Raw genomic sequence first — 25,024 nt, forward strand, 5'->3', positions numbered from 1 at the left:
CCCGGGGACTGCCCCGGGGCCCTCGCCTCTCACGTCTTCAACCTGCCGCGGTACGCCCGAGCGATCCGGGCCGTCCGACCGCGGACCGTCTGCCGTGGTGTCGTCCGCTGCGGTGTCGTCTGCTCCCGGCTCGGCCGCCGCGCAGCCCCGTTGCGCCGCCGCGTCGTCCGCCGGCCGGCGTCCCGCTCAGCCCGCGAAGCGCTGCAACAGCAGCGCCGCCACGATCACGATCCCGGCGAGGACGGCGAGCAGGGTCGGCGAGATCTGCGGGCCGCGCTCGCGGTCCAGGCGCTGGCGCGAGGCACGGCACACCGAGCACCGGCCCTCGCTCACGGGGCCGGAGCAGTTGGCGCACACCAGGTGCTCCCACGTCATGGCGTCCTCCTCGGCCCTGCGGGCCCGACCTGCCCGGTCGTCCTCTACAACGCTTTCGGGGCCCCGGGAAGTTCCCACCGGCCTCCACTGTGCCCCCTACACTCCTGGGATGGCCACGCCCCTCGACGTACCGCCCCTGGCCTTCGCGCCCGGCCGCGTTGGCGGTACCGTCCCTGGGACGCACGAGCCACGGCCCGGGCCACGGACACGATCCGTACCGCGGGGCGTGACCGGTCGCGGTGGAGCACTCTTCACCTGCTCTGCCCCCGTACGACGCCCTTGCCCCCTAGGATGGCGCGCTGTGATGCAACCGTGATCCGATTCGACAACGTCACCAAGACCTACTCCAAGCAGCCGCGGCCCGCGCTCCAGGACGTCTCGCTGGAGGTCGAGAAGGGCGAGTTCGTCTTCCTGGTCGGCTCGTCCGGCTCCGGGAAGTCGACGTTCCTGCGTCTGATCCTCAAGGAGGAGCGGCCGTCCACCGGCAACATCTTCGTGGCCGGCAAGGACCTCGGTCGCCTGTCCAACTGGAAGGTGCCCGCGCTGCGCCGCCAGATGGGCACGGTCTTCCAGGACTTCCGGCTGCTGCCGAACAAGACCGTGCGGGAGAACGTCGCGTTCGCCCTGGAGGTCATCGGCAAGCCGCAGGGCACGATCCGCAAGGTGGTCCCGGAGGTCCTCGACCTGGTCGGCCTGGCCGGCAAGGAGGACCGCATGCCGGGTGAGCTGTCCGGTGGCGAGCAGCAGCGCGTCGCGATCGCCCGGGCATTCGTCAACCGGCCGATGATCCTCATCGCGGACGAGCCGACCGGCAACCTCGACCCGCAGAACAGCGTCGGCATCATGAAGCTGCTCGACCGGATCAACCGGACCGGCACCACGATCGTGATGGCCACCCACGACCAGGCCATCGTCGACCAGATGCGCAAGCGCGTCATCGAGCTGGAGCAGGGCCACCTCGTCCGCGACCAGTCGCGCGGCGTCTACGGCTACCAGCACTGACCCGGCGCCCCCACCCCGGTCCAGGACCACGACCCCGGCACCCGCCGTCCGCGCGACGGGCGCCCCGAACGACTTAGGACAGTCATGCGCGCCCAGTTCGTGCTGAAAGAGATCGGCATCGGTCTCCGCCGAAACCTGACCATGACGATCGCCGTCGTCGTCAGTGTCGCGCTGTCCCTGACGCTGTTCGGGGCCGGCCTTCTGGTGAGCTCGCAGGCGAACTCCATGAAGGACTACTGGTACGACCGGGTCGAGGTCTCGATCTTCCTGTGCAACAAGTCCGACCCCAAGAAGGACGGTTGCGCGAACGGCGAGGTCACGAACGTCGACCGTGAGGCCATCAAGGCCGACCTCGACAAGATGCCCGAGGTCAAGACGATCTACTACGAGAGCAAGCAGGACGCGTTCAAGCACTTCAAGGAGCAGAACAAGGACTCGGCGCTGGGCGACACCCTGACGCCCGACCAGCTCCCCGAGTCGTTCCGCGTCAAGCTGCACGACCCGACCAAGTTCGAGATCATCTCCAGCGCGTTCAGCAACCGGGCCGGGGTGCACGACGTGCAGGACCAGAAGAGCCTGCTGAAGCCCTTCTTCGACCTGCTGCGCAGTGCGCAGTACGCGGCGTACGGGATCATGGCGTTCATGCTGGTCGTGGCGATCCTGCTGATCGTCAACACGGCCCGCGTCTCGGCGTTCAGCCGCCGCCGCGAGACCGGCATCATGCGCCTGGTCGGCGCGTCCAACTTCTACATCCAGGGGCCGTTCATCCTGGAATCGGCGGTCGCGGGGCTCGCCGGCGCGCTGGTCGCGTCCGGACTCCTCACGCTGGGCTACTACTTCGGCATCAAGAAGGGGCTCGCGGACGCCATCGAGCTGCTCAGCCAGCAGTTGATCGGCTTCGACTCGGTGATCGCGGTGTTCCCGTGGCTGTTCATCCTCGGGGTCGGCATGTCAGCGGTCGCGTCGTTCTTCACGCTGCGCAAGTACCTCAAGGTCTGACGCGGCCCGTCGACCGGGTCACGTCCACCAGGTAACGCCTACCAGGTCACGTCCACCGAGCCACCTTCACAAGGTCCGACGGGCGAGGCGTCCCCGTTCGGCCGTGCCGCGGTAGGCCGGACGAGTGCCATATCAAGTGAAAAGTGGGTTATATGGCGTACCTGGGCTGTGTCGCCTGATACCTGTGGGACTCAGGTTGTCTGAACGGCCGGTCGTCCGACCGGCCGCCGGTCCCGCAGGCAGGAGGCGACGCCCATGCGCCCCGTGCACACTCGGCGGCTGGGCCTCCTCGCGCTGATCGCCGCCACCGCGGCCGCCATCGGCTGGGGCACCGCGCACGCCGACGACGATCCGCGCGACGACAAGAAGCGCGTCGACGCGCAGGTGCGCGACGTCCGTGCCGATCTCGACGGTTCGGCGAGCCGCCTGGCCGCCGCGGAGGCCGCGTACGCCGAGGCCAACACCCGCATGCCCGCCGCGCAGGCGGCCCTCGCCGAGGCCCGCGGCAGGCTCGACGCCGCGCGTATGAAGGACGCCGACACCCGGCGGCGCCTGCAAATCGCCGTCGAGGACGAGGCCCGCGCGCAGGAGCAACTGCGCGACATCGAGTCGGCCATGACCGAGATGCGCGACGAACTCGGACGCGTCGCGCGCCGCGCGTACCAGCAGGGCGGGCTGAACCAGCTCTCGGTGATCATGAAGGCCGAGACCCCGGCGCAGCTCCTCAGCCGCCTGGAGGGCTTCCGCTCGGTGCTGCGCGCCGACCAGGGGACCTTGGACCGGCTGACCCGGGTGCACCACGAGACCGACGGGCGGCAGAAGGAACTCGCCCGGGCGCGCGAGCGGGTCGAGACCGAGCGCGACGCCGCGGCCGAACGCCTGGCCGAGGTGACCGCGCTCGAAACCGAGGCCGCGACCGCGAGCGCCGCCGTCGAGCGCCTCGTCGAGCAGCGCCGCGCCGCGCTGGCCACCGCCCAGTCCGAGAAGGCCGCCGACCAGCAGCGGTACGAGGCGCTGGTGGTCGAGCAGCGCCGCCTGACCGAACTCGTCAACCGCTTCAACGCGCCCTCGCCGCAGCGCGGTGGAAGCAGTGGCACGGGTGGCAGCGGTTCGACGGGCGCGAGCGGCGGCCGTGGCCAGGGCGGCGCGCTGTCCTATCCGATCGACGCCGACGTCACATCACGCTTCGGCATGCGGTTCCACCCGATCCTGGAGTACGTGAAGCTGCACAGCGGCACCGACTTCGGGGCGGCGGAGGGCACGCCGGTGCGCGCGGCGCGCGAGGGCACGGTGATCGCGGCCGGCTACAACGCGGCGTACGGCTACCGCGTGGTCGTGTCGCACGGACAGGTCGGCGGCGTCGCGCTGACGACGACGTACAACCACCTCTCGCGCATCGACGTGGGGGAGGGCGAGCGCCTCCGGCGCGGCGGAACGGTCGGGCTGGTCGGCAATACCGGCTATTCGACCGGGGCGCATCTGCACTTCGAGGTGCTGGTGGACGGCGAGTTCGCGGATCCGATGGCCTGGTTGTGAGGTACCTGCGAGCAACGGGAGCAAAAGAAGCAGGGCAAGCAGGGTAAGCAGGGCAAGCAAGGGGGGCGGGTACGGGGAAGCGCGCCGTGCGTCCCGCGTTGTCCACAGGCCGGTACCTCCGGCCGGTGGAACACATCGCGAACGCAGCCCCCGCGACACGGGTTGTAGCACGCACAGCCGGAGTGTGTGGGGGAGTCATCCACATATCCACAGGTTGACCTTGTGTCGACTTGTGCTGCCCTATGCTCCCGACATGACGTCCGGTCGGGTACGCCGCAGGGCCGCGCTGGCCTTGGCGTTCGGTGCTGCCCTGACGACCGGCGCCGCCACGGGGGCCTGGGACGGCGTGGGCATCCCCGGTCCGCGCCCGGCCGAAGCGCGCCCGCGCGTACCCCAGCAGTTACCGCCGCAGTTGCCGCAGCCGGGCCAACAGACCCCCGCGGACTCCGCACTCGACAGCGCCGATCTCGTCGGCGGCGACCTCGTCCCGGCCGATCTCGACGCCGACAGCGCGCGCGGCCTGCTCGCCGTGCTCGACGACCGCTGGGCCGCCTACTACCCGCCCGGTACCCCGGCCGACCAGCGCGAACGTCTGGACGGCACGTTCCCCGGCGTAGGCCTGACCGTCCGTCAGGCCGAGGACGCGCTGCAAATCTCGTACGTCACCCCCGGCGGCCCCGCGAACCGCGCCGGGTTGGTCGCCGGGGACACCCTCGAAGCCGTCGACTCCGTGCCCGCCGCGGAACTGGGCGTCGCGGGCGTGGTCGCCCGGCTGCGCGGCCCGGCCGGGACCACCGTCGCGCTCACCGTCGCCACCGACGGCCCGCCCCGGCACATCGTGGTGACCCGCGAACTGCTGACCGGCGCCGACGTCACCGTCGATCCGCTCGACCCGCCTGACCCGCTCGACCCCCCTGACGCGGCGGCTTCCCCCGGCTCCGCCCCGGCGTCCGGCCTGGTCCGCATCCGCGTCGCCGGATTCGGCCGCGGCACCGCCGACCAGGTCCGCACGGCCCTGGCCGCCGGGCCCGCCGGCGTCCTCCTCGACCTGCGCGGCAACCCCGGCGGGCTGATCGACGAGGCCGCGGGTGTCGCGTCGGCGTTCCTGCGGCCGGGGACGGTGGTCTCCTACGACGACGGTTCGGGCGTACGCCGCGAACTGGGCGCGTCCGCACCGCCCGGCGACACCGCCACCCCGGTCGTCGTGCTCGTGGACGGCGGCAGCGCGAGCGCCGCCGAGGTGGTCGCCGCCGCGCTGCGCGACCGCGGCCGGGCGGTCGTGGTGGGCTCGACCACGTACGGCAAGGGCTCGGTGCAGGCCCCGTCGGTCCTGGCCGACGGCGGCGTCCTCGAACTGACCGTGGGCGCCTGGTACTCGCCGGACGGGCGCAGCGTCGAGGGCCGAGGCGTCGTCCCCGACCTCCCGGTGCCGCCCGAGTCGGCGGACGCCCGGGCCCGCGACGTCCTCGCGGACCTCGCGGAGGCACGCGCCGAATCACGAGCCGACTCACGAGCCGAACCACGGGGCGACTCAAGCACCGAACCACGCGGCGACTGAGCGTCGGACGGCGCCGGGGCGGCAGACGTACCCGCAGACGCACCCGCACACCCCGCCACCCGACGGGCGCACCCCGCGTGCCCGTCCCCGCGCAACCCCGTGGATCGGGGGACGTCCGATGGGCGACAATGCGGAGATCATGGTGAAGAGACCAACCATCGTTCAGGTGCCCGGGAAGCCGACCAAGTCCAAGAAGGCGCAGGCGGCTCCCAAGCGCAAGCTGATCGCGCAGAACAAGAAGGCCCGGCACGACTACCACATCGACGACACGTTCGAGTGCGGCGTGGTGTTGACCGGGCCCGAGGTGAAGTCGTTGCGCCAGGGCCGCGCCTCGCTCGTCGACGGATTCGCGACGGTCGACAACCACGAGGTCTGGCTGCGCAACGCGCACATTCCCGAATATCTGGAGGCCACCTGGAACAATTCCGCGCCGCGCCGGCCGCGCAAGCTGCTGCTGCACCGCATCGAGATCGCCAAGCTGGAGAACAAGCTCAACGACTCCGGCACCACGCTCGTCCCGCTCAGCATCTACTTCAACGAGGACGGCCGCGTGAAGGTGGAACTGGCGCTGGCCCGCGGCAAGAAGCAGTACGACAAGCGCCAGACGCTCATCGAGAAGCAGGGGCAGCGCGAGGCGCAGCGCGCGATGAGCGCGGCCATCCGCCGCCAGACGCACTGACCGGCGGCGATCGCACCGGGACCGCGCCGACGCGGGGAACGCCGACGCGCGGGAATGAAGTGGACCGCCGCCGGGGTTGTTCCGTACGATGACACCGGCCGCCCGGGCTCAGGCAATGTGCCCGCGCGACCGTCGAGCGACAGCTTGTCCGCCGCTTGAAAACTCAACAGGGGGTGATCGGTTTCGACTGGAGATGTCGGAGCAGAGGAAGCGAGCCGAGGAAGCGGCAATGATCTCGTTAACCACATGCCGAAACCAATAATCGCCGATAACAAGCGCGATTCCTTCGCCCTCGCTGCCTGAGCGAGCTTCGAAGGTGTCAGACCGGGCGCGTCCCCGTCCCGGATCCTGGCATAATCAAGGGGACTCCACCGTGGTATCCGGTTACGGGGTGACACGGGAAAACAAACAGTAACTGGGCCCGTCGGCAACTTGTCCGCGTGATTGCCGGGGCCGAGAAAAGCACAGCGGACTGCGCTCGGAGAAGCTCTGGTCTCGCACTTCAGGACGCGGGTTCAATTCCCGCCACCTCCACCCCTTTTGCGACCAAGGCCCGGCACACAACGTGTGCCGGGCCTTCGTCGTCATGCCGACGGCGGGCGGATTCTGCGGCAGTGGAACACCGGCTTCACGTACGCGTTCATGTGCCGCCCCAGGCTGGGAGCGGTCACGAGTGCGAGATGGACCGCGGGCGGAACGTCGAAGTACTCGTAGACCGACCCGTTCGTGAACTCGACCTCCAGCAGTCTCCCGGCCTCGTCATAGCCGACGACGGCGAGGCTGGACGAACGGACCCGGACACGGTGCATGGCTCCAGCGTCGGTCAGACCAGGCTTTCCCGCCACGCGTCCAACTCGGCCGCGGTCGGCGGGTCGGCGCCCTCGCGGGTGCAGGTGTACGTGGCCGCGGCCGCCGCGTACTCGGTGATCCGCCGCAGGTCGTCCGGCGCGATCGTGCGCAGCGCCCCGACCCGGTCGCCGCCCAGCAGCCCGCGCGTGTCGAGGGCGTGCAGCAGCGCGCCCATGAACGCGTCGCCCGCGCCGACGGTGTCGGCCACCTCGACCTCCGGGGTGCCCACCGCGATCGCCTGGTGCTCCATCACCGCCGTGGCGCCGTCCGCGCCCTGCGTGACGACGACCAGCGCCGGTCCCGAGTCGCGCCACAGGCGGGCCGCCTCGACGGGGTCGAGGTCGGGGTAGAGGTGGACCATGTCCTCGTCGCTCGCCTTGACCACGTCGCACAGCGGCACCATCGCTTCGAGGCGGCGGCGCACGGCGGCCAGGTCCCCGGAGACGGCCGGGCGCACGTTCGGGTCCAGCGTCAGCGTCACCGTGCCGCGCGCGTGCTCGCGCAGCACCATCCGCAGCAGCGCCGCACCACCGGGATCGAGGTGCAGGGCGACCGAGCCGATGTGGAGCGCGCGGACGTCCGCACCGAGCGGGTCCGGCAGCTCCCCGCCCGTCCACTGCCCGTCCGCGGTGCCGGTGAACCAGAAGTCGTAGGCGGCGCGCCGATGTTCGTCGAACGAGACGACCGCGAGACTGGACGGCTCCGCGGCGTCGACGAGGTAGCGTGGCGAGACGCCGTCGGCGGCCAGGCGCTCGCGCACCCGCCGGCCGAACGCGTCGGCGCCGATCCGGGCGATGAGCGCCGCCGAAGTCCCCAGCCGGGCCGCCGCGATCGCGATGTTGGCCGGGCTGCCGCCGACAAGCGCCCGGTAGGAATCGGGAGTTCCGTCGACCGGGACGAGGTCGACAACATTCTCCCCGGCCACCGCGAGGGTCGTCGGCCGCTGCGCCGCTGCGCCGTCCGCATCGGCGCCCGCGGCCCCGCCCGCCGCGCGGTCCGCGGTCACGACGCGCCGTCCAGTTGCGCGCGCAGCGCCGCCGCCGGGGTGGGGGCAAGTGTCAACTGCGGTAGCAGCGTTGCCTGGTACGCGTGGTAGATGTCCGGCTTCCCGGACCACACGGTCGACGACGGCCGGTTCTCCGCGTCCAGTTCGTGGTGCCAGCTCCCGTGCCGCGCATCGACGGTGAACTCCGCGGCGTAGTCCCACCAGACGCGGTACCAGTGTTCGTACACCAGATCGCCGGTCCGCCGGTGCAGTGCCGCCGCGGCCGCGATCGCCTCCGCGACCACCCAGTGCATGCGCTCGCGCACCACCGGCCGGCCGTCGCCGTCGATCGTGTAGACGAAGCCGGGGCGCCCGTCGCGGTTCCACGCCGCGCCGACCGCCACGACGAACAGCCACCGTGCCGCGTCCGCCAGCCAGTCGGGCGGATCGGGCAGCGCAGCTTCCAGGTTCAGCAGCAGGCGCGCCCATTCCAGCGAGTGTCCCGGCGTGGTGCCGTACGGGCGGAAGGGGTCGTCCCTGGCGTCCGCGTTGTAGTCGGCCAGGATGCGCCCGTTCGGCGCGAAGTGCTCCGGAACCCGCCACCACTGCGCGCGGGCGACCTGGTGCACGAAGAACCCCCCGACGCGCAGCGCCCGGTCGCGCCACACGCCGTCACCGGTGGCGTCGGCGGCCGCGAGGAAGGCCTCGACCGCGTGCATGTTCGCGTTCGCCCCGAGGTACGCCTCCGGCTCGGTCCACTCCCGGTCGTACGACTCGCGCACCCACCCGCGCTCCTCGTCCCAGAACCGCCTGCCGAACACCGCGGCGGCCTCCGTCAGGAGCCCCTTGGCGCCCGGCCGTCCCGCGAGCGCGAGGCTCGACGCGGCGAGGAGCACGAAAGCGTGCCCGTACGCCTCCTTGCGGCCCTCCTGCGGCCCCCCGCCGCCCGGGATGGCCGGAGACCACCCCCCGTTGCGTGCGTCGCGCAGCGGGCCGCTCAGGGCCGCGAGGCCGTGGTCGGCGAGCGGGCCCGCGCCCGGGACGCCGCGCAGGTTCGCGAGGGCGAACACGTGTGCCATGCGCGCGGTGATCCACAGGTGCACGCCGCGGGCGGGGTCGGGGACGCCGTCGGAGTCGAGCCAGCCGAAGCCGCCGCGCGGGTCGCGGGCGGCGGCCCCGAAGCGGAGCAGGCGCCCGGCCTCGGCGTCCAGCCAGTCGCGGTGCGTGGCCAGCGCGGTCCAGGAGCCGTCGCGTGACCCGTCGTGTGAGGCGTTCATCGCCCCCATCGTCGCACCGGGGACCCCGTCGGAGAGGGACGTAACGCGCCGGGAAATGCGAACCGGCGGCCCCTGGGGACCGCCGGTTCTGCGCTTACGACACCGACCCGCCAATGCTCGCCTCTCGGCAAGTGGTCCCTCGTAGGGACTAATGGTTGGGCCCGGGGGCTTGGATCGAGCCGGTGCCATCAACAGAGTAACCGACCTCGCGTCGTGCGGAAGAAGGATGCGGATCACAGTTTGCGGGGCTCGGCGGCCGGGGTAGCCGCGCCTATTCCGCGGTGCGGACGGGACGTTCGGCCTCTTGTTCGCACGGGCATTCACTCCCGGGATCGGACCGGGGAACCGAGCGGGTGTTCCAGTCGGGTGTTTCAACCAGGTGTTTCGGCCATACGCCGGGTCACGCGTCCGTCCGGATGTTCGACGGATCGATGGATGTCCGCGCAGATGTCGAACGCGGGTACGTGCAGTGCACACACCGTGCACGTGCGGCGCACTCTGCGTGCCGCAAACCGGCGTGGCGTCGTGTCGCCCGGCAAAGTGAGACGATCGTCTGCGGTGCCGTGCCATGGCACCGCACTCGTTGAGGAGACACGTTCATGCCCGCAGCGCCGAGCGCTTCGTACTCGATCACCGCCCGCCTTGAGGTCCCGTCCGGCGGCCTGGCGGTCAGCCAGCTCACCAACGCCGTGGAGTCCGCCGGTGGTTCGGTGACCGGCCTGGACGTCACGGCGTCCGGCCACGACCGCCTCAGGGTCGACGTGACGATCGCCGCGTCGTCGACGGACCACGCGGACGCCCTGGTCGAGGCCCTGCGAGCGATCGACGGCGTGACGCTCGGCAAGGTGTCGGACCGTACCTTCCTGATGCACCTCGGCGGCAAGATCGAGATGCAGGCCAAGCACCCCATCCGCAACCGCGACGACCTCTCGATGATCTACACGCCCGGTGTCGCGCGCGTCTGCCTCGCGATCGCGGAGAACCCGGAGGACGCGCGCCGCCTCACGATCAAGCGCAACACCGTCGCGGTGGTCACCGACGGCTCTGCGGTGCTCGGCCTGGGCAACATCGGCCCGAAGGCGGCGCTGCCGGTCATGGAGGGCAAGGCGGCGCTGTTCAAGCGCTTCGCGGGCATCGACGCGTGGCCGATCTGCCTCGACACTCAGGACCCGGACGAGATCGTGCGCGCCGTGCAGGTGATGGCGCCCGGGTTCGCCGGCATCAATCTCGAGGACATCTCCGCGCCGCGCTGTTTCGAGATCGAGCGGCGACTGCGCGAGACGCTCGACATCCCGGTCTTCCACGACGACCAGCACGGCACCGCGATCGTCGTGCTCGCCGCGCTCACGAACGCCCTTCGCGTGGTGGGCAAGAAGATCGGCGACGTGCGCGTCGTGATGTCGGGCGCGGGCGCGGCCGGGACGGCAATTCTCAAGCTGCTCATGGCCGCAGGCGTCGCGCACGTCGTGGTCGCGGACGTGCACGGCGTCGTGCACACCGGTCGCGACGACCTGGGCGAGGATCTGCGCTGGGTGGCCGAGCACACCAACTCCCAGGGCCTGACCGGGACTTTGAAGGAGGCGGTGGTCGGCGCGGACGTGTTCGTCGGCGTCTCCGCGCCGAACGTCATCGACGCCGGGGACGTCGCGCGCATGGCCGACGACGCGATCGTGTTCGCGCTGGCCAACCCCGAGCCGGAGATCTACCCGGCGCTCGCGCAGGAACACGCGGCGGTCGTGGCGTCCGGCCGCAGCGACTTCCCGAACCAGATCAACAACGTGCTGGTCTTCCCGGGCGTTTTCCGTGGTCTGGTCGACGCGCAGAGCCGGCACATCACGACCGACATGCTGCTCGCCGCGGCGCGCGCGCTCGCGTCGGTGGTGACGGACGACGAACTCAACGCGAGCTACATCGTGCCCAGCGTGTTCCACCCCGAGGTGTCGAACGTCGTCGCCGCGGCGGTGCGCGACGCGGTCGTGGCGGAGCGGCAGGCCGAGGCGGCGAAGTAGTCGTTCGGCGAAGCAGCGGGTCGGCGAACCGGCCGTTCCGCGAAGTCGCCCGACGGCGGCCGGTCGATTGCGAAACCGCTTTGCGGGGGAACCGGTCGCCGGGCGAACTGGTCGGTGTGGTCAGGGCGATCGTCACGGCCTGTCGCGGGCCCGTCGCCAACCGCCTTGTCGGTACGGTGGAAACCGACCGTTCGGCCGCGGAATCCACCCTCGCCGCGCCGGGGGCGGTGTGACGAGCGTACGTGATGCTGGTCGTATGGTCGGGGTGTGGCAGGTGCGTTCGAGGTCGTTTCGGGCGTGAATTCTGCTGCGAACGGCCAAATCGCGGGGCTTTCCGCGTGATTCGGCGTGTCCCTGATTAGGTTCCGGGCCCGGATACGTGCAGGATTCGTCCCCGGGGCAAGAACAGCGAGTTGGAAAGACCACGGGAGATACACATGAACCGCAGTGAGCTGGTGGCCGCCCTCGCGGAGCGGGCCGACGTCACGCGCAAGGACGCGGACGCCGTGCTGAACGCCTTCGCCGAGGTGGTCGGTGAGATCGTCAGCAAGGGCGACGAGAAGATCACGATCCCCGGCTTCCTCAGCTTCGAGCGGACCCACCGCTCGGCGCGGACCGCGCGCAACCCGCAGACCGGCGAGCCGATCGAGATCCCGGCCGGTTACAGCGTCAAGGTCTCCGCGGGCTCGAAGCTCAAGGAAGCCGCCAAGGGCAAGTGACCCGCACGTGACCCCTCCGCGGGTCCGGCACGGGCCCCAGCGGGCCCGTGGGCGGTCCGCGGCGGGCCGTGGCGCGGTTCCCGGCGCGGGACCCGGTGAGCGGGTCCACACCGGACCGCCGGGCGCCCGGGTGCGGCTCGTACGAGTCGGCCCCGGTCGCCCGGGCCGCACGGGAGCGCACAGGTCCCGCGGGGCCGGGAGCGCGCACGGAGCGCACGGAGCGAGGCCGGCGGCACGCCTGGCGACGGAGTGACCGGCGCCGGCGCACCCGCCAAGTGCACGGCAGTGAACGCCGAAGGGCGGTTCCCCCCGGGAACCGCCCTTCGCCGTACGAGAGTCGGGACCGCTGAGTCCTGTCCTCACATTCCCGCCGGGCCCGCGACGCCGGGCCTGACACGCCTCCCGAGAGGCACGCTCCGGGCCTTGACGGCCCTCCCAAGTCGCGGCGTTACGACCCTTGCCGCAGCACCCTGGCGGCCAGACCCGGGGAGAGTCACGGGCCGAGCCGCGGGCCGCGCCTTGCGAGCGCACGCGTCACGTCCCCCGCGCCATCCGACGGGACTTTGAAGCCACTCCCTAGGCGACGCCCTGCCGTTCCCCCTGCGGGAGTTCCACGCGCGCGCCGAGCGCGTCGAGCTTCGCGTGGAAGCCCTCGTAGCCGCGGTTGATCAGGTCGATGCCGTGCACGCGCGAAGTGCCCTCGGCGGCCAGCGCCGCGATGAGATACGAGAACCCGCCGCGCAGGTCGGGGATCACCAGGTCCGCGCCGTGCAGCTTCGCCGGACCCGAGATGACCGCCGAGTGCTGGAAGTTGCGCTGCCCGAACCGGCAGGGCGTACCGCCCAGGCACTCGCTGTAGAGCTGGATCGTGGCGCCCATCTGGTTGAGCGCCGAGGTGAATCCGAGGCGGCTCTCGTACACCGTCTCGTGCACGATCGACAGCCCGCTCGCCTGCGTCAACGCCACCACCAGCGGCTGCTGCCAGTCGGTCTGGAAGCCCGGGTGCACGTCGGTCTCCAGGGCGATCGCGCGCAGCCGTCCGCCCGGGTGCCAGAAGCGGATGCCGTCGTCCTCGACCTGGAACGCGCCGCCGACCTGCCGGAAGACGTTCAGGAACGTCATCATGTCGAGCTGCCGCGCGCCGCGCACGAACACGTCGCCCTGCGTGGCGAGGGCCGCACAGGCCCACGAGGCGCCCTCCAGGCGGTCCGGCAGCGCGCTGTGGGTGTAGCCGCCCAGCCGCTCGACGCCGGTGATCCTGATCACCCGGTCGGTGGCCACCGAGATGATCGCGCCCATCTTCTGGAGCACGCAGATGAGGTCTATGATCTCCGGCTCCACGGCCGCGTTGCGCAGCTCGGTGGTGCCCTCGGAGCGTACGGCGGTCAGCAGCACCTGCTCGGTGGTGCCGACGCTCGGGTACGGGAGTTCGATCTTGGCGCCGTGCAGTCCGTGCGGGGCCTCCAGGTAGAGCCCCTCGGGCCGCTTGTCGACCGTCGCGCCGAACTCGCGCAGCACGTTGAGGTGGAAGTCGATCGGCCGGTCGCCGATGCGGCAGCCGCCGAGGTCGGGGATGAACGCGCGGCCGATGCGGTGCAGCAGCGGGCCGCACAGCAGGATCGGGATGCGGCTGGAGCCGGCGTGCGCGTCGATGTCGGCGACGTTGGCCAGCTCGACCGACGACGGGTCCATGACCAGTTCGTCGGCCTCGTCGCCCTCGTACACCGCGACACCGTGGAGTTGCAGGAGGCCGCGCACGATGTGCACGTCCCGGATGCCCGGCACGTTGCGCAGGCGGCTGGGCTCCTCGCCGAGCAGCGCCGCGACCATCGCCTTGGGCACCAGGTTCTTGGCGCCCTTGACGCGGACCTCGCCCTCAAGGGGGGAACCACCGTGAACGAACAGTACGTCGTCGTCTTGCATGAATCTCGCGTTCCTGGACGGAAGTGGCCACGGGCAACAGCGAACAACGGTACGCGCTCGATGCGCTCCGACGTGCATTGTCGGGCGCGTGGGCGGGCACAGGATCTTGGCAAGGCCGGGAACGAGGGGGCGCGATGCGGAAGCTGGGGGCGGCGGACGCCGGGCGCGGCGCGGGCGGGGGAGCCGGTGATTCGGGCGTGGGATGTGTGGGTGCGGCGTGCTCGGGGGCGGTGCGCGCGGGACTCCGGCGGGTGCGGGCGGCACGCGTGGGAGTCGGGTGCGCGAGAGTTGCCTGCGTGGGAGTGGGCTGTGCGGGAGTGGGCTGTGTGGGCGTAGGACGGTCGGGGGTCGGACGCGCTGGATACGTACGGGCGGGCATTGCACGGGCGTTGACATTCGGATCAATCGGGTTAATCGGATCATTCGTCTCGTACCACGCGTGCGACCTCGGTAACGCGCAACGCGCGCACATCGTGTTCGGTCCACACGATCCGGACGAGACCCGGACACTGTCGCCGGGATGCAGGATCATGACCCCATGACCGAGGTCTCGCTCACCGGACGCCTGCTCGTGGCGACCCCCGCGCTGACCGATCCGAACTTCGACCGGTGCGTGGTGCTGGTTCTCGACCACGACGACGAGGGCGCGCACGGCGTCGTCCTCAACCGCCCCACGCCCGTCGACGTGCACGACGTGCTCGTGGGCTGGTCCAAGGCCGTCACCGCCCCCGGCGTCGTCTTCCAGGGCGGCCCGGTCGCAATGGACTCCGCCCTCGCCATCGCCTCGGTCCCGGGCGGCGGCGAGCCCGTGGGGTGGCGCCGCGTCTTCGGTGCGCTCGGCATGGTCGACCTGGACGCGCCGCCGGAACTGATCGCCACCGAGTTCGGTGCGATGCGCATTTTCGCCGGCTACTCGGGGTGGGGCCCCGGCCAACTGGAGTCGGAGCTGACCGACGGCGCCTGGTATGTCGTCGAGTCGGAGCCCGGGGACGCGTTCAGCCCGGATCCGGAACGCCTGTGGCGCGCGGTGCTGCGGAGGCAGCGCGGCGAGCTGGCGATGGTCGCCACGTACCCGGAGGACCCGTCACTCAACTGAGGCCCACGTGCGGGCCTGGCAGGGGCCCGGGTGGGGCCGGTGTGCGGTTCGGCGCGGGGTCTGTGCGGGCGGGGGCGGGGCCGAACGTGTGGTCCCGCTTAGAATCGGACCTATGACCACTCCGCAGGACTATCCCGAGCCCGAGCGCGGAACGGGCACGGGGACGCTCATCGAGGAGACCCCCCAGGTCTCCCACGGCGACGGCGACCACGAGCGCTTCGCGCACTACGTCCAGAAGGACAAGATCATGGAGAGCGCCGTCTCCGGCACTCCCGTGATCGCGCTGTGCGGGAAGGTGTGGGTGCCGGGCCGGGACCCGAAGAAGTATCCGGTGTGCCCCATGTGCAAGGAGATCTACGAGACCATGGGCACCGGCGGCGGGGACAAGGGCGGCGGCGACAAGTAGCGGCTCCGCGGTCGTACGAGAGCGCCGGTGCCGTACGGGGCCGGCGCTTCTTGTCTGTGCCGGTCATCTGTGTCGCCCGTCTCCGTCGCCCGTCTCCGTCGCCCCTCTGTGTTGGCCGTCTGCGCCGCCTGTCCCTGTCGCCTGTCTGCGTGCGTTGTGCTCGCGTGTTGTGTGCGTGTCGCGCCGTCGCGTGTGCGGGACGTCCCACGTGCGCGTGACGCTGCGCGGACGCCGGTTCGCCGCCCCCGCGGCAGCCGCGAAGCACGTTTGCGATCGCGCTGCCGGTCCTTTCGGGAGCGGGCTGAGCGAAGTCGACCGCATGTCACCCGCTCGGCGCAGTAGCGTTGTCCCGCTGTGAACGAAGCGATCATGCTGCCGCACTCGCTCGACGAGGCCGTGGACGCCATGGCCCGCGAGCCCGCCGCCTTGCCGGTGGCCGGTGGAACCGACCTGATGCCGCGCGTCAACGCCGGTCTGATGCGTCCGCATGCCCTGATCGGGCTGGGCGGTATCGCCGAGATGCGGCTGTGGCAGTACGAGGGCCGCAGCTCCGTGATCGGTGCGGGCGTCACGTGGGCCCGTCTCGCGGGCCCGGACCTGGCCGCCCTGGTCCCGGCCCTCGCCACCGCCGCGCGGCAGGTGGGCACGCCGCAGATCCGCATGATGGGGACGCTCGGCGGCAACCTCGCGTCGCGTCTGCGCGAGGCCGACGCGGTGCCGGTGCTGGCCGCCCTGGAGGCGGCCGTGGTGGTGCGGTCGCCGGGCGGCGTGCGGGAGTTCGTGTGCGAGGGAGAGCCGGCGGCGCAGTTGCGTCCGGGGGAGCTGATCACGGGGGTACGCGTACCCGTCCTGCACGGGCCGCAGGAGTTCCTGAAGGCCCGTACCGCGCAGGGCTTCCACACCACGCTGGCGCTGGTCGCGGACCCCGGCGCGCGGAGCGTACGCTGCGCGGTCGGCGGCATACGCCCCGGCGCGCACCGCGCCTCCCGCGCCGAGGAGTGGATCGCGGAACGGATCGATCCGGGCACCGGACGCCTGACCGACCCGTCGGCCCCGACCCGGTTCGGCGCACTGGTGGCGGACGAACTGGCGCCGACCGAGGGCTCGCGCTCGCACCGCGCATTCCAGGCGCGCGTCGTCGCGACACTGGCGAAGCGCGCGGCCGAACGGGCGTTCTCGGCGTGATCGAGGCCAAGAGCAGGGGAGGGGACCTGGTGAACGTGCAACAGCGGCAGCGCCGCCGCGCCTCGGGGCCTGCCCGTTGCCGCGGGGAGGCGGCCCGATGACCCGCATCCCCGCGCCCGGCGGCTCGCCCGCCGACATTCCTTCCTTCACCCACGCGACCGACGCCTCGCCGCCGGTGCATCCGGCTCAGCTGCGGTACGCGCCCGAGACGTCGGCGTCCGATCTTGCGGCCCCCGTCCCCGCCCGCGCGGCGCGCGCGGACGGGTCGGGGTTGCGCGAGACGCGCGATGCGTCGGACTCGGGCATCCCGGGGCGTGCTGCCGAACCCGGGCCGGGACCGAGTGGACCGGACACGGGCGGTGTCGCGGACACTGCGCCGCCGCCGGCGTTCGGGTTTCCGGTGCCTCGGGTTGGCGCGTCGGTGCGGGAGGGCGATGCGGTTGCTCCGGCGGACGGCGGTGTCGGGGCGCCGACGCCGCCGCAGCCGTTGCATGTGGCGGGCGTTCTGACCCCCGTTGCGCTCGGCGGGCATCCGGGGTACCCGTCCATGCCCGGGCCGGAGTTCTTCGGGCCGGTGGAGGACGCGTCCGCGACCGTGTCGCTCGGTGGGGCCGAACCGGAGGCGCCGGGCGGCCCGGTCGTGTCGTACACGCTGCGCGTCAACGGCGCCATGCACGTGGTCGACAACGCGTGGCTCGGTGAGAGCCTGCTGCACGTCCTGCGGGAGCGCCTGGGTCTTCCCGGCGCCAAGGAGGGCTGCGGGCAAGGGGTTTGCGGCACCTGCACGGTGCTGGTCGACGGCGCGCCCGTGGTGTCCTGCATGGTGCCGAGCGCGACCCTCGGGGACCGCGAGGTCACCACGATCGAGGGCCTGACCGCGCAAGGTGTGCCAACTGCCGTTCAGGAGGCCCTGATTGCGCACGGCGCCGTGCAGTGCGGTTTCTGCGTGCCCGGCGTCGTGGTCAGCGCCCAGGCGCTCCTCGCGCGCATTCCGCACCCCGACGAGGCGACGGTACGCCGGGCTCTCGCCGGTCACCCCTGCCGCTGCGTCGGCCCGAACCGCATGGTGGCCGCCGTCTGCGCGGTCGCCGCCGGCGAACCCCCCGCGTCGCCCGCGTCGCTCTTCGAGCCCGCAGGCGCCGCGAACTCCGGTGCCGACAGCGCCGGTTCGTCCGACCACGCGACAGGTCAACGCAGTTCCGAGGCGCAGGGGTCGGCACGGCCCGCGTCCGCCGGTCCGGTGAACTCCCGTTCCGGCTCCTCCACTTCCAGCTTCCCGGCGGTGGGCGTCGACCTGACCACGCCGACGTCGACCGGCATCTTCCCGATTCTGCCCGGCCCCGCCGCCGGACCGGCCCCGGCGTCCGCGGGGTGACGCCGTGACCGCCGCCGAGCGTCCCGATGCCAACGCCAAGGCGCAGGGCCGGTTTTCGTACACCGCCGACCTGTGGGCACCGGGGATGCTGTGGTGCGTCCTGGTGCGGTCGCCGTACCAGTCCGCGCGCATCGTCGGGCTCGACACCTCCGGCGCGTACGCGGTGCCCGGTGTCCGGGCCGTGCTGACCGCCGCAGACCTGCCGCCCGAGGCGTACCACGGGCCGGTCGTCGCGGACCGCCCGGTGCTGGCGTCCGACGTCGTGCGGTTCGCGGGCGAGGCCGTCGCCGCGGTCGCCGCCGAGACGCCGCACGCCGCCAAGCTCGCCGCCGAGGCGGTGCACGTCGAGTACGACCCGCTCGACGCCCGCCTCGACCCCGAGCACGCGTTCGCCAGTGCCCCCCTGCACCCGGACGGGAACGTCTTCCGGCACATCGCGCTGCGCCACGGCCGGCCCGTGCAGCGGCGGCCCGACGGCTCGCCCGTCGACGAGATCGTGGTCGAGGGCCTGTACGACATCGGCGCGCAGGACCAGGCCAACCCCGCCACCGACGCCGCGCTCGCACTGCCCTGCGCCGACGGCGGCATCGAACTGCACGTCGCCACACAGTGGCCGCACGCGGACCGCGACCAGGTGGCCCAGTGCATAGGCCTCGCGCCGGGCGCACTGCGCCTGATGCCCACGGGCGTGGGCGGTTCGGCCGGGACGCGCGAGGACATCGGGCTGCTCGCGGTCGTCGCGTGGTTGGCCGCGCGTACCGGACGCCCCGTCAAGTCCGTCGTGGAGCGCGCCGACGCGCTCACCGGCGGAGGCCACCGGCACGCCGCGCGCCTGAAGTACACCCACCGAGCGGACCGCACCGGGCGGTTGCTCTCCGTCGAGGCGCAAATCCTTTTGGACGGCGGGGCGTACGCGACGACGTCGCCCGAAGTCGTCGGCCGCCTCGCGGGTTGCGCGACCGGGCCGTACATGGTGCCGCACGCCGCCGTCGACGTGTGGGCGGTGCGCACGAACAACCCGCCCGCCGGAACCATGCGCGGCCCGGGGGCCACCCAGGTCTGCTTCGCCTACGAGGCGCAGATGGACCGCCTCGCGGCCGAACTCGGCATGGACGCGGTCGAGCTGCGCCTGCGCAACGCGCTCAGCGAAGGCACCATGCTGACGACCGGCCAGATTCTCGACGGACCAGCGCCCGCAGGGGAGTTGCTGCGCGCCGTCGCCCTCGCGCCGCAGCCGCCGGGCGAACCCGCGCCCGGTCTGCGCCGCGGCGTAGGGCACGCCGTCGGCCTCGTCCCGCTGCTCGGCATCGAGGGGGCCGACGAGTCGTCCACGGCGACGGTCCGCCTCGACCACGGCGTCGTCACCGTCACGTGCGCGGCGGTCGAGGTGGGCCAGGGTTTCACGTACCTCGTCCGGCAGATCGTCGAGGATGTGCTCAGCATCCCGGACGCGATCGTCCTCCCGGCCGGCACCGCCCTGCCCAGCGCCGGGCCGCCGGGGCTCGGTCGCCACACGATGCTTACCGCGGGTGCGGTGGACCAGGCCGCGCGCGAGATCCGGGCGGGCCTGCTGGCCCCGATCGCCGCGCAGTACGGCATGACGGCGGCGCTGCTCGACATCCGCGACGGGCGGATCGTGTCGTACGACGGCCTTGTGGACCTGCCCGCGTCCGCCATGACCGAGGGTCGCGAGGTCGCCACCACCGCGGGCGCCACGCGGGCGCGGCACACCGAGCCGCTCGACGACGCGGGGCAGGGGGATGCGTACCCGGCCGTGGCCTTCGCCGCGTGCCGGATCGTCGCCGACGTCGACCCCGAGACGGGCGCGGTGCAGATCGTGGACGTGACCGGGGCGTACGACGCGGGCCGCGTCCTGGACCGCGTCCAGGCGCTGTCCCGGGTCGAGGGCGCGGTCGCCCTCGGGATCGGGCTCGCGCTCACCGAGGACATAGCCGCCGCCCGACTGCACGGCCCGGCCGCTTGGGCGCTCCCCGGGCCCCTGGACCTCCCGCCGGTGACGGTCGCCGCCTGGCACGAGGAGGCCCAGCCGGGAATCCCCCTGGGCGCCAAGGGACTTGCCGACGCCGCCGTGGTACCGGTCCCGGCCGCCCTGGCCGCCGCCGTACGCGACGCCACCGGACTGGAGCTGCCCAGCCTCCCGCTGACCCCCAGGGCCGTGTCCGCCCGCTGACCCTGACGGGTCATCAAGAGCCGCCGGTGCAAGGTCAGTCCGCGGCGCCTGGCCATCTCGGCCCCGTCCGCTGGTTGTGTGGGGTTGTCAGGCGGCTGGTGTGGCCAGGAGGCGTTGCAGGGCGGCTTGGGCGGGTGGGAGCCAGCTGGGTTTGCCGCCGGGGCGGTTTTGGGTGCCCGCGTGGCCGATGAGGATGCAGACGAGGGCTTTGACGGCGGCGCAGCCTCGGGCTCGGCGGAGGGTGGCGGGGTCCGCTGGGGGCTGGTAGGCGGCGTGGAAGTGGTCCAGGGCGCCGTCGGGAAGCAGAGACCATGCGGAGGCGAGGTCCCAGGCGGGGTCGCCTGCGCACAGGTCGCCGAAGTCGACCACGCCGCAGATGGTGCCGTCCGAGGTGAGGACGTTGGCGGGGTGGAGGTCGCCGTGGAGCCAGACCGCCGGGCCTGTCCAAGGCGGGGCGGCGACGGCGTCGTCCCAGATGGCGCGGACGGCGTGCCGGTCGGGGATCAGGCCCGTGTCTGCGGCGGCGGTGAGGAGGTCGGCGAATCCGTCGGTGTGCTCCGCGAGTTCGCCTCCGCGGTTGCGGCCTGCCGGGGCGTCGGCGGGGGCGGGGCGGTGCAAGGCCGTCAGGAAGGCGGCGAGGGTCTCTGCCGCTTCCGCGGGCCGGGTGGCGGGGACGCGGTCGGCGGCGTCGCCCGGGACCCAGGTGGTGACGATCCAGGGCCGCGGGAAGCGCCGCGAGGGTTCGCCGAGGCGCTGGGGGACGGGGATCGGGAGGGGCAGGTCCGGGGCCAGGAGCGGCAGCCAGGTGTGTTCCTTGCGGAGCAGGGCGTCCGCGGACCCGGTGGCCCACGGCAGCCGTACCGCGAGGTCGTCGCCGAGGCGCCAGAGCTGGTTGTCCCAGCCGCGCGCGCCGAACTCCACGGGGTGGTCGGCCAGATCGGGGTGCTGGTCGCGCAGCAGCTCGCTGATCAGGTCGGCGGTGATCTCGGTTCCGTCGTTGCCGTCGTGCGTCATGCGGATCAAACGTAGTGCCGGGGTGCCCCACGCGCGCACGGTCCAAGGTCGGTGCGGGCATTTAGGCTGTGGCGGTGACGACCCTGGACAAGGGGGAGATATCCCCGGACGCCGAGCCCGGCGCGCCCGCTTCGGTGATGCAACGGCCGTACCGGGCACTCACCTTGGGGAACGTCTCGGTGATCCTGCTCATCGCGTTCGAGGCGATGGCGGTGGGGACGGCCATGCCCGTCGCGGTGGACGACCTCGACGGCACCGCGCTTTACGGCCTCGCCTTCTCCGCGTTCTACACGACGAGCCTGCTTTCGATGGTCTTCTCCGGCCAGTGGTGTGACGCGCGCGGCCCACGGGTGCCGCTGCTCGGCGGGATCGCCGCCTTCGCGACGGGCCTGGTGCTGGCCGGCGCCGCCCCGTCGATGTGGATGTTCGTGCTCGGACGCGCCGTCCAGGGCCTCGGCGGCGGCCTGGTCATCGTCGCGCTCTATGTGGTCGTGGGACGCGCGTACCCCGACTCCCTCCGTCCGAAGGTGTTCTCCGCCTTCGCCTCCGCGTGGGTCCTGCCGTCCGTCGTCGGGCCGCCTGTTGCGGGTGCGGTGACTGACCACCTGCACTGGCGCTGGGTGTTCCTCGCGATCCCTGCCCTCGTGGTGCTTCCGGTGCTGGCGATCGTCCCGCAACTGCGGCGCGTGCAAAGGGAGATCGCTGAGGACATCGCCTCCGGCAACGCGAACGCGCGCATCGACCGCCGCCTCATCGGTGCGGCGGCCGGTGCCGCGCTCGGGACCGGCCTCGTCCAGTACGGCGGCCAACACCTCACCGTGGCAGGCGTGTTCGTATTGGCTGCGGGCTTCGCGTGCATGGTGCCGACGGTGCCGCGGCTGCTGCCGAAGGGCACGCTGCGCGCCCGGCGCGGGCTGCCGACGGTGATCCTGTCGCGCGGCATCATCGCGGGGACGTTCTTCACCGTCGAGTCGTTCGTGCCGCTCATGCTGGTCAGCGAGCACGGCTTCGCCCCGACGAAGGCCGGGCTCACGCTCACCACGGGCGCGTTGTCGTGGGCGCTCGGCTCGTGGCTCCAAGGCCGCACGTCGGCGCGGCGGCGGCCGTATCTCGTGGCCCTCGGCTTCGTGCTGGTCGCGTGCGCGATCGGCGGGGCCGTGCTGGCGCTGGTGCCGGGGGTGACACCGTACGCGGTGCTCCCCGCGTGGTTCCTCGGCGGCATCGGCATGGGGATGGCCATGTCGGCCTTGAGCACGCTCACCCTGGAGCTGTCCGCCCCCGGGGAGGCCGGCGGCAACTCGGCGGCGCTCCAGGTCTCGGACGCGCTGGGCACGGTCACCCTGCTGTCCCTCGGCGGTGCGCTGTTCGCCGCGCTGCACGAGAGCGAGGGCCGGGACGGGGACGTCTTCACGCTGATCTTCACGGTCATGCTCGGCACCGCCCTGCTGGGAGCGCTCGTCGCCCCGCGCGTCCGCCCGGCGACGCCCGGGCCGCGCAGGGGAATTGGCCGTACGCGCGGCCGCACGCCCGCCCCTGGACCGGCCGGTGGGCCCGTCCAGGCACGTGAAAAGCCCCACTAAACCACCCCAAAAGCGGACTGATTGTCGCACTCGCCAACCGCGTCGCTGCCCTGGACGGCGCACGCCCTCGGGTAGCCTGAGCCGTTCCCGCCCGTCCCCCGGGACGCCTCCGGAAGCCGTTCGGAGCGCGGCCCCCGCATGCCCGGAGCGCATCCCCCGCAGTGAGTACTTCAGCCGCGTCGCACCTGTCCCCGGCCTTCCCCGCGCGTGCTCCCTGGGGCACCGCAGGCAAGCTGCGAGCCTGGCAGCAGGGGGCGTTGGACACCTACCTGGAGCGGCAGCCCCGCGACTTCCTCGCGGTGGCGACGCCCGGCGCCGGCAAGACGACGTTCGCCCTGCGGATCGCGTCCGAGCTGCTGGACCGCCACATAGTCCAACAGCTCACGATCGTCGCGCCGACCGAGCACCTGAAGAAGCAGTGGGCGGAGGCGGCGGCCCGCATAGGGATCCGGATCGACCCCAACTACTCCAGCGGCTCCGGGCCCGCGAACCGCGAGTACCACGGCGTGGCCGTGACGTACGCGGGCGTCGGCGTCCACCCGATGCTGCACCGCCGCCGCGTGGAGAACCGCAAGACGCTGGTGATCCTCGACGAGATCCACCACGCCGGCGACAGCAAGTCGTGGGGCGACGCGGTTTTCGAGGCGTTCGAGCCCGCCACGCGCCGCCTCGCCCTCACCGGCACGCCGTTCCGCTCGGACACCAACCCGATCCCGTTCGTCAGCTACATCGAGGGATCGGACGGCGTCCGGCGCAGCGCCGCGGACTACACGTACGGCTACGGCCACGCCCTCGCGGACCACGTCGTGCGGCCGGTCATCTTCATGTCCTACTCGGGCGAGATGCGCTGGCGCACGAAGTCCGGGGACGAGGTGGCGGCGAGCCTCGGCGAGCCGATGACCAAGGACGCCATCAACCAGGCCTGGCGCACCGCGCTCGATCCGCACGGGTCGTGGATGCCCCAGGTGCTGCGCGCCGCCGACAAGCGGCTGACCGAGGTCCGCAAGGCGGTGCCGGACGCGGGCGCGCTCGTCATCGCCACCGACCACGAGTCGGCCCGCGCGTACGCCAGGATGATCCGCGAGATCACCGGCCACGGCGCCACCGTCGTGCTGTCCGACGACACCGGTGCGTCGAAGAAGATCGAGGACTTCAGCGCCGACGACTCGCGCTGGATGGTCGCGGTGCGCATGGTCTCCGAGGGCGTGGACGTGCCGCGCCTCGCGGTCGGCGTGTTCGCCACCACCATCTCCACGCCGCTCTTCTTCGCCCAGGCGGTCGGCCGCTTCGTGCGCGCCCGGCGGCGCGGCGAGGTGGCGTCCGTCTTCCTGCCCTCCGTGCCGACGCTGCTCCAGCACGCGAACGAGATGGAGGTCGAGCGCGACCACGTCCTCGACCGGCAGAAGAAGGCCGAGGAGGGGCTGTACGACACCGAGGACGCGCTGCTCGCGGAGGCGAACCAGGAGAAGGACACCCCGGGCGAGCAGGAGCAGTTCTCGTTCGAGGCGCTGGAGAGCGAGGCCCGATTCGACCGGGTGCTGTTCGACGGCAACGAATTCGGCCTCCAGGCGCACACCGGCAGCGAGGAGGAAGAGGAGTACCTCGGCATCCCGGGCCTGCTGGAGCCGGACCAGGTGCAGATGCTGCTCCAGAACCGGCAGGCGCGGCAGCTCGCGCGCAGTCGCAAGAAGCCCGACGTCGAGGCCGACCTGTCGGAGAAACCCGCCGCGCAGCGCCCGGTCGTGACGCACCGTCAGCTGTCCGGCCTGCGCAAGGAGCTGAACACGCTCGTCGCCGCCTGGCACCACCGCAGCGGGCAGCCGCACGGTGTCATCCACAACGAGCTGCGGCGGGTCTGCGGGGGTCCGCCGACCGCGCAGGCGTCGGCCGGGCAGTTGCAGGACCGGATCTCGAAGATCCAGCAGTGGGCCACGTCGTCCCGCTGAGGGCGTTCGCGGGCCGCCTTCGCGACTTTCCGCGAGTTTGCGAAAGATCGTTTCGTAATGAGGGGTTCACACCGGGAATCTTGCAAACGATCTTGAAACGCGGGACGCTTCGCGCAGTCCACGCGCGTTGAATCGGTGCATCGGCTCCGCCTACCGGACGGTACGCACGCCATCCGGACGCCCCATCGTCCACATCATGAGATCAACTTCTCGTGTCGCACGTGTCACCTCGTGAAAAACTGAGACTTTTGCCCGACTTTAAGGGTCTTTGGCGATGAGATCTCGCTGAGAATCCGTCCACATTCCGGAAACTCGCTTAC

Annotated in this window: 20 protein-coding genes and 1 other RNA gene; 15 read left to right on the forward strand and 6 right to left on the reverse strand. The window is 72.1% G+C overall.

Annotation, left to right across the window (positions count from 1 at the left end; translation table 11 throughout):
- Positions 1-186 precede the first annotated feature (186 nt).
- A complete protein-coding gene (locus ACRX5S_RS25585) occupies positions 187-375 on the reverse strand; it encodes a hypothetical protein (RefSeq protein ID WP_436775436.1) in 189 nt (62 codons plus the stop codon).
- Between the two features lie 312 nt (positions 376-687).
- On the opposite strand from ACRX5S_RS25585, the gene ftsE reads away from it, so the two are divergent.
- The 6 genes from ftsE to ssrA all read left to right on the forward strand — a co-directional run bounded on the left by ftsE (position 688) and on the right by ssrA (position 6,686).
- Positions 688-1,377 carry a cell division ATP-binding protein FtsE gene (gene ftsE, locus ACRX5S_RS25590; RefSeq protein ID WP_436775437.1) on the forward strand — a complete coding sequence of 230 codons (690 nt, stop codon included), beginning with the start codon at positions 688-690 and terminating at the stop codon, positions 1,375-1,377.
- A gap of 84 nt (positions 1,378-1,461) precedes the next feature.
- Positions 1,462-2,376, forward strand: a complete 915-nt coding sequence (gene ftsX / locus ACRX5S_RS25595) for a permease-like cell division protein FtsX (protein ID WP_436775438.1) — start codon at positions 1,462-1,464, stop codon at positions 2,374-2,376.
- Between the two features lie 255 nt (positions 2,377-2,631).
- Positions 2,632-3,912: a peptidoglycan DD-metalloendopeptidase family protein gene (locus ACRX5S_RS25600; RefSeq protein WP_436775439.1), complete on the forward strand. Its 1,281-nt coding sequence runs from the start codon at positions 2,632-2,634 to the stop codon at positions 3,910-3,912.
- Positions 3,913-4,165: 253 nt separating this feature from the next.
- Positions 4,166-5,470 carry a S41 family peptidase gene (locus tag ACRX5S_RS25605; RefSeq protein ID WP_436775440.1) on the forward strand — a complete coding sequence of 435 codons (1,305 nt, stop codon included), beginning with the start codon at positions 4,166-4,168 and terminating at the stop codon, positions 5,468-5,470.
- Between the two features lie 139 nt (positions 5,471-5,609).
- Entirely contained in the window at positions 5,610-6,149 is a 540-nt protein-coding gene (smpB, locus tag ACRX5S_RS25610) for an SsrA-binding protein SmpB (RefSeq protein WP_436775609.1), read from the forward strand.
- Between the two features lie 169 nt (positions 6,150-6,318).
- Positions 6,319-6,686, forward strand: a transfer-messenger RNA (tmRNA) gene (gene ssrA / locus ACRX5S_RS25615).
- Positions 6,687-6,733: 47 nt separating this feature from the next.
- Here ssrA and ACRX5S_RS25620 read toward each other — a convergent pair.
- The 3 genes from ACRX5S_RS25620 to ACRX5S_RS25630 are packed head-to-tail and all read right to left on the reverse strand — an operon-like array spanning position 6,734 to position 9,260.
- Entirely contained in the window at positions 6,734-6,958 is a 225-nt protein-coding gene (locus ACRX5S_RS25620; protein WP_436775441.1) for a KTSC domain-containing protein, read from the reverse strand.
- Positions 6,959-6,972: 14 nt separating this feature from the next.
- Positions 6,973-8,004 carry a carbohydrate kinase family protein gene (locus ACRX5S_RS25625; RefSeq protein WP_436775442.1) on the reverse strand — a complete coding sequence of 344 codons (1,032 nt, stop codon included), beginning with the start codon at positions 8,002-8,004 and terminating at the stop codon, positions 6,973-6,975.
- Positions 8,001-9,260, reverse strand: a complete 1,260-nt coding sequence (locus ACRX5S_RS25630) for an AGE family epimerase/isomerase (protein ID WP_436775443.1) — start codon at positions 9,258-9,260, stop codon at positions 8,001-8,003. The genes ACRX5S_RS25625 and ACRX5S_RS25630 overlap by 4 nt, the downstream gene beginning before the upstream one ends.
- 599 nt (positions 9,261-9,859) lie before the next feature.
- Between ACRX5S_RS25630 and ACRX5S_RS25635 the strand changes: the two genes are divergently transcribed.
- Both ACRX5S_RS25635 and ACRX5S_RS25640 read left to right on the forward strand, forming a co-directional pair.
- The gene (locus ACRX5S_RS25635) at positions 9,860-11,269 is read left to right on the forward strand and encodes an NAD-dependent malic enzyme (RefSeq protein WP_436775444.1); all 1,410 of its coding nucleotides are present in this window, start codon (positions 9,860-9,862) and stop codon (positions 11,267-11,269) included.
- A 437-nt stretch (positions 11,270-11,706) separates the two neighbouring features.
- Positions 11,707-11,988, forward strand: a complete 282-nt coding sequence (locus ACRX5S_RS25640; protein ID WP_235057057.1) for an HU family DNA-binding protein — start codon at positions 11,707-11,709, stop codon at positions 11,986-11,988.
- A 576-nt stretch (positions 11,989-12,564) separates the two neighbouring features.
- On the opposite strand, the gene murA is transcribed toward ACRX5S_RS25640, so the two are convergent.
- Positions 12,565-13,911 (reverse strand): UDP-N-acetylglucosamine 1-carboxyvinyltransferase, encoded by a 1,347-nt coding sequence (gene murA, locus ACRX5S_RS25645; protein ID WP_436775445.1) that lies wholly within the window; start codon positions 13,909-13,911, stop codon positions 12,565-12,567.
- 538 nt (positions 13,912-14,449) lie between these two features.
- Between murA and ACRX5S_RS25650 the strand changes: the two genes are divergently transcribed.
- The 5 genes from ACRX5S_RS25650 (at position 14,450) to ACRX5S_RS25670 (ending at position 20,164) form a co-directional block, all read left to right on the forward strand.
- Entirely contained in the window at positions 14,450-15,007 is a 558-nt protein-coding gene (locus ACRX5S_RS25650) for a YqgE/AlgH family protein (RefSeq protein ID WP_436775446.1), read from the forward strand.
- A 112-nt stretch (positions 15,008-15,119) separates the two neighbouring features.
- Positions 15,120-15,413 (forward strand): DUF3039 domain-containing protein, encoded by a 294-nt coding sequence (locus ACRX5S_RS25655; protein WP_436775447.1) that lies wholly within the window; start codon positions 15,120-15,122, stop codon positions 15,411-15,413.
- Positions 15,414-15,782: 369 nt separating this feature from the next.
- Positions 15,783-16,598 (forward strand): FAD binding domain-containing protein, encoded by an 816-nt coding sequence (locus ACRX5S_RS25660; RefSeq protein ID WP_436775610.1) that lies wholly within the window; start codon positions 15,783-15,785, stop codon positions 16,596-16,598.
- A 547-nt stretch (positions 16,599-17,145) separates the two neighbouring features.
- Complete coding sequence (locus tag ACRX5S_RS25665; protein ID WP_436775448.1) at positions 17,146-17,973, forward strand: (2Fe-2S)-binding protein; 828 nt, start codon at positions 17,146-17,148, stop codon at positions 17,971-17,973.
- 4 nt (positions 17,974-17,977) lie between these two features.
- Positions 17,978-20,164: a xanthine dehydrogenase family protein molybdopterin-binding subunit gene (locus ACRX5S_RS25670; protein ID WP_436775449.1), complete on the forward strand. Its 2,187-nt coding sequence runs from the start codon at positions 17,978-17,980 to the stop codon at positions 20,162-20,164.
- Between the two features lie 87 nt (positions 20,165-20,251).
- Here the strand turns inward: ACRX5S_RS25670 and ACRX5S_RS25675 are convergent, their stop codons facing one another.
- Complete coding sequence (locus ACRX5S_RS25675) at positions 20,252-21,178, reverse strand: aminoglycoside phosphotransferase family protein (RefSeq protein ID WP_436775450.1); 927 nt, start codon at positions 21,176-21,178, stop codon at positions 20,252-20,254.
- 74 nt (positions 21,179-21,252) lie between these two features.
- On the opposite strand from ACRX5S_RS25675, the gene ACRX5S_RS25680 reads away from it, so the two are divergent.
- Positions 21,253-22,758 (forward strand): MFS transporter, encoded by a 1,506-nt coding sequence (locus tag ACRX5S_RS25680; RefSeq protein ID WP_436775451.1) that lies wholly within the window; start codon positions 21,253-21,255, stop codon positions 22,756-22,758.
- A gap of 161 nt (positions 22,759-22,919) precedes the next feature.
- Positions 22,920-24,704 (forward strand): DEAD/DEAH box helicase, encoded by a 1,785-nt coding sequence (locus ACRX5S_RS25685; RefSeq protein ID WP_436775452.1) that lies wholly within the window; start codon positions 22,920-22,922, stop codon positions 24,702-24,704.
- Positions 24,705-25,024 lie beyond the last annotated feature (320 nt).

Source organism: Yinghuangia sp. YIM S09857, assembly GCF_051388915.1.
Classification (GTDB): Bacteria; Actinomycetota; Actinomycetes; order Streptomycetales; family Streptomycetaceae; genus Yinghuangia.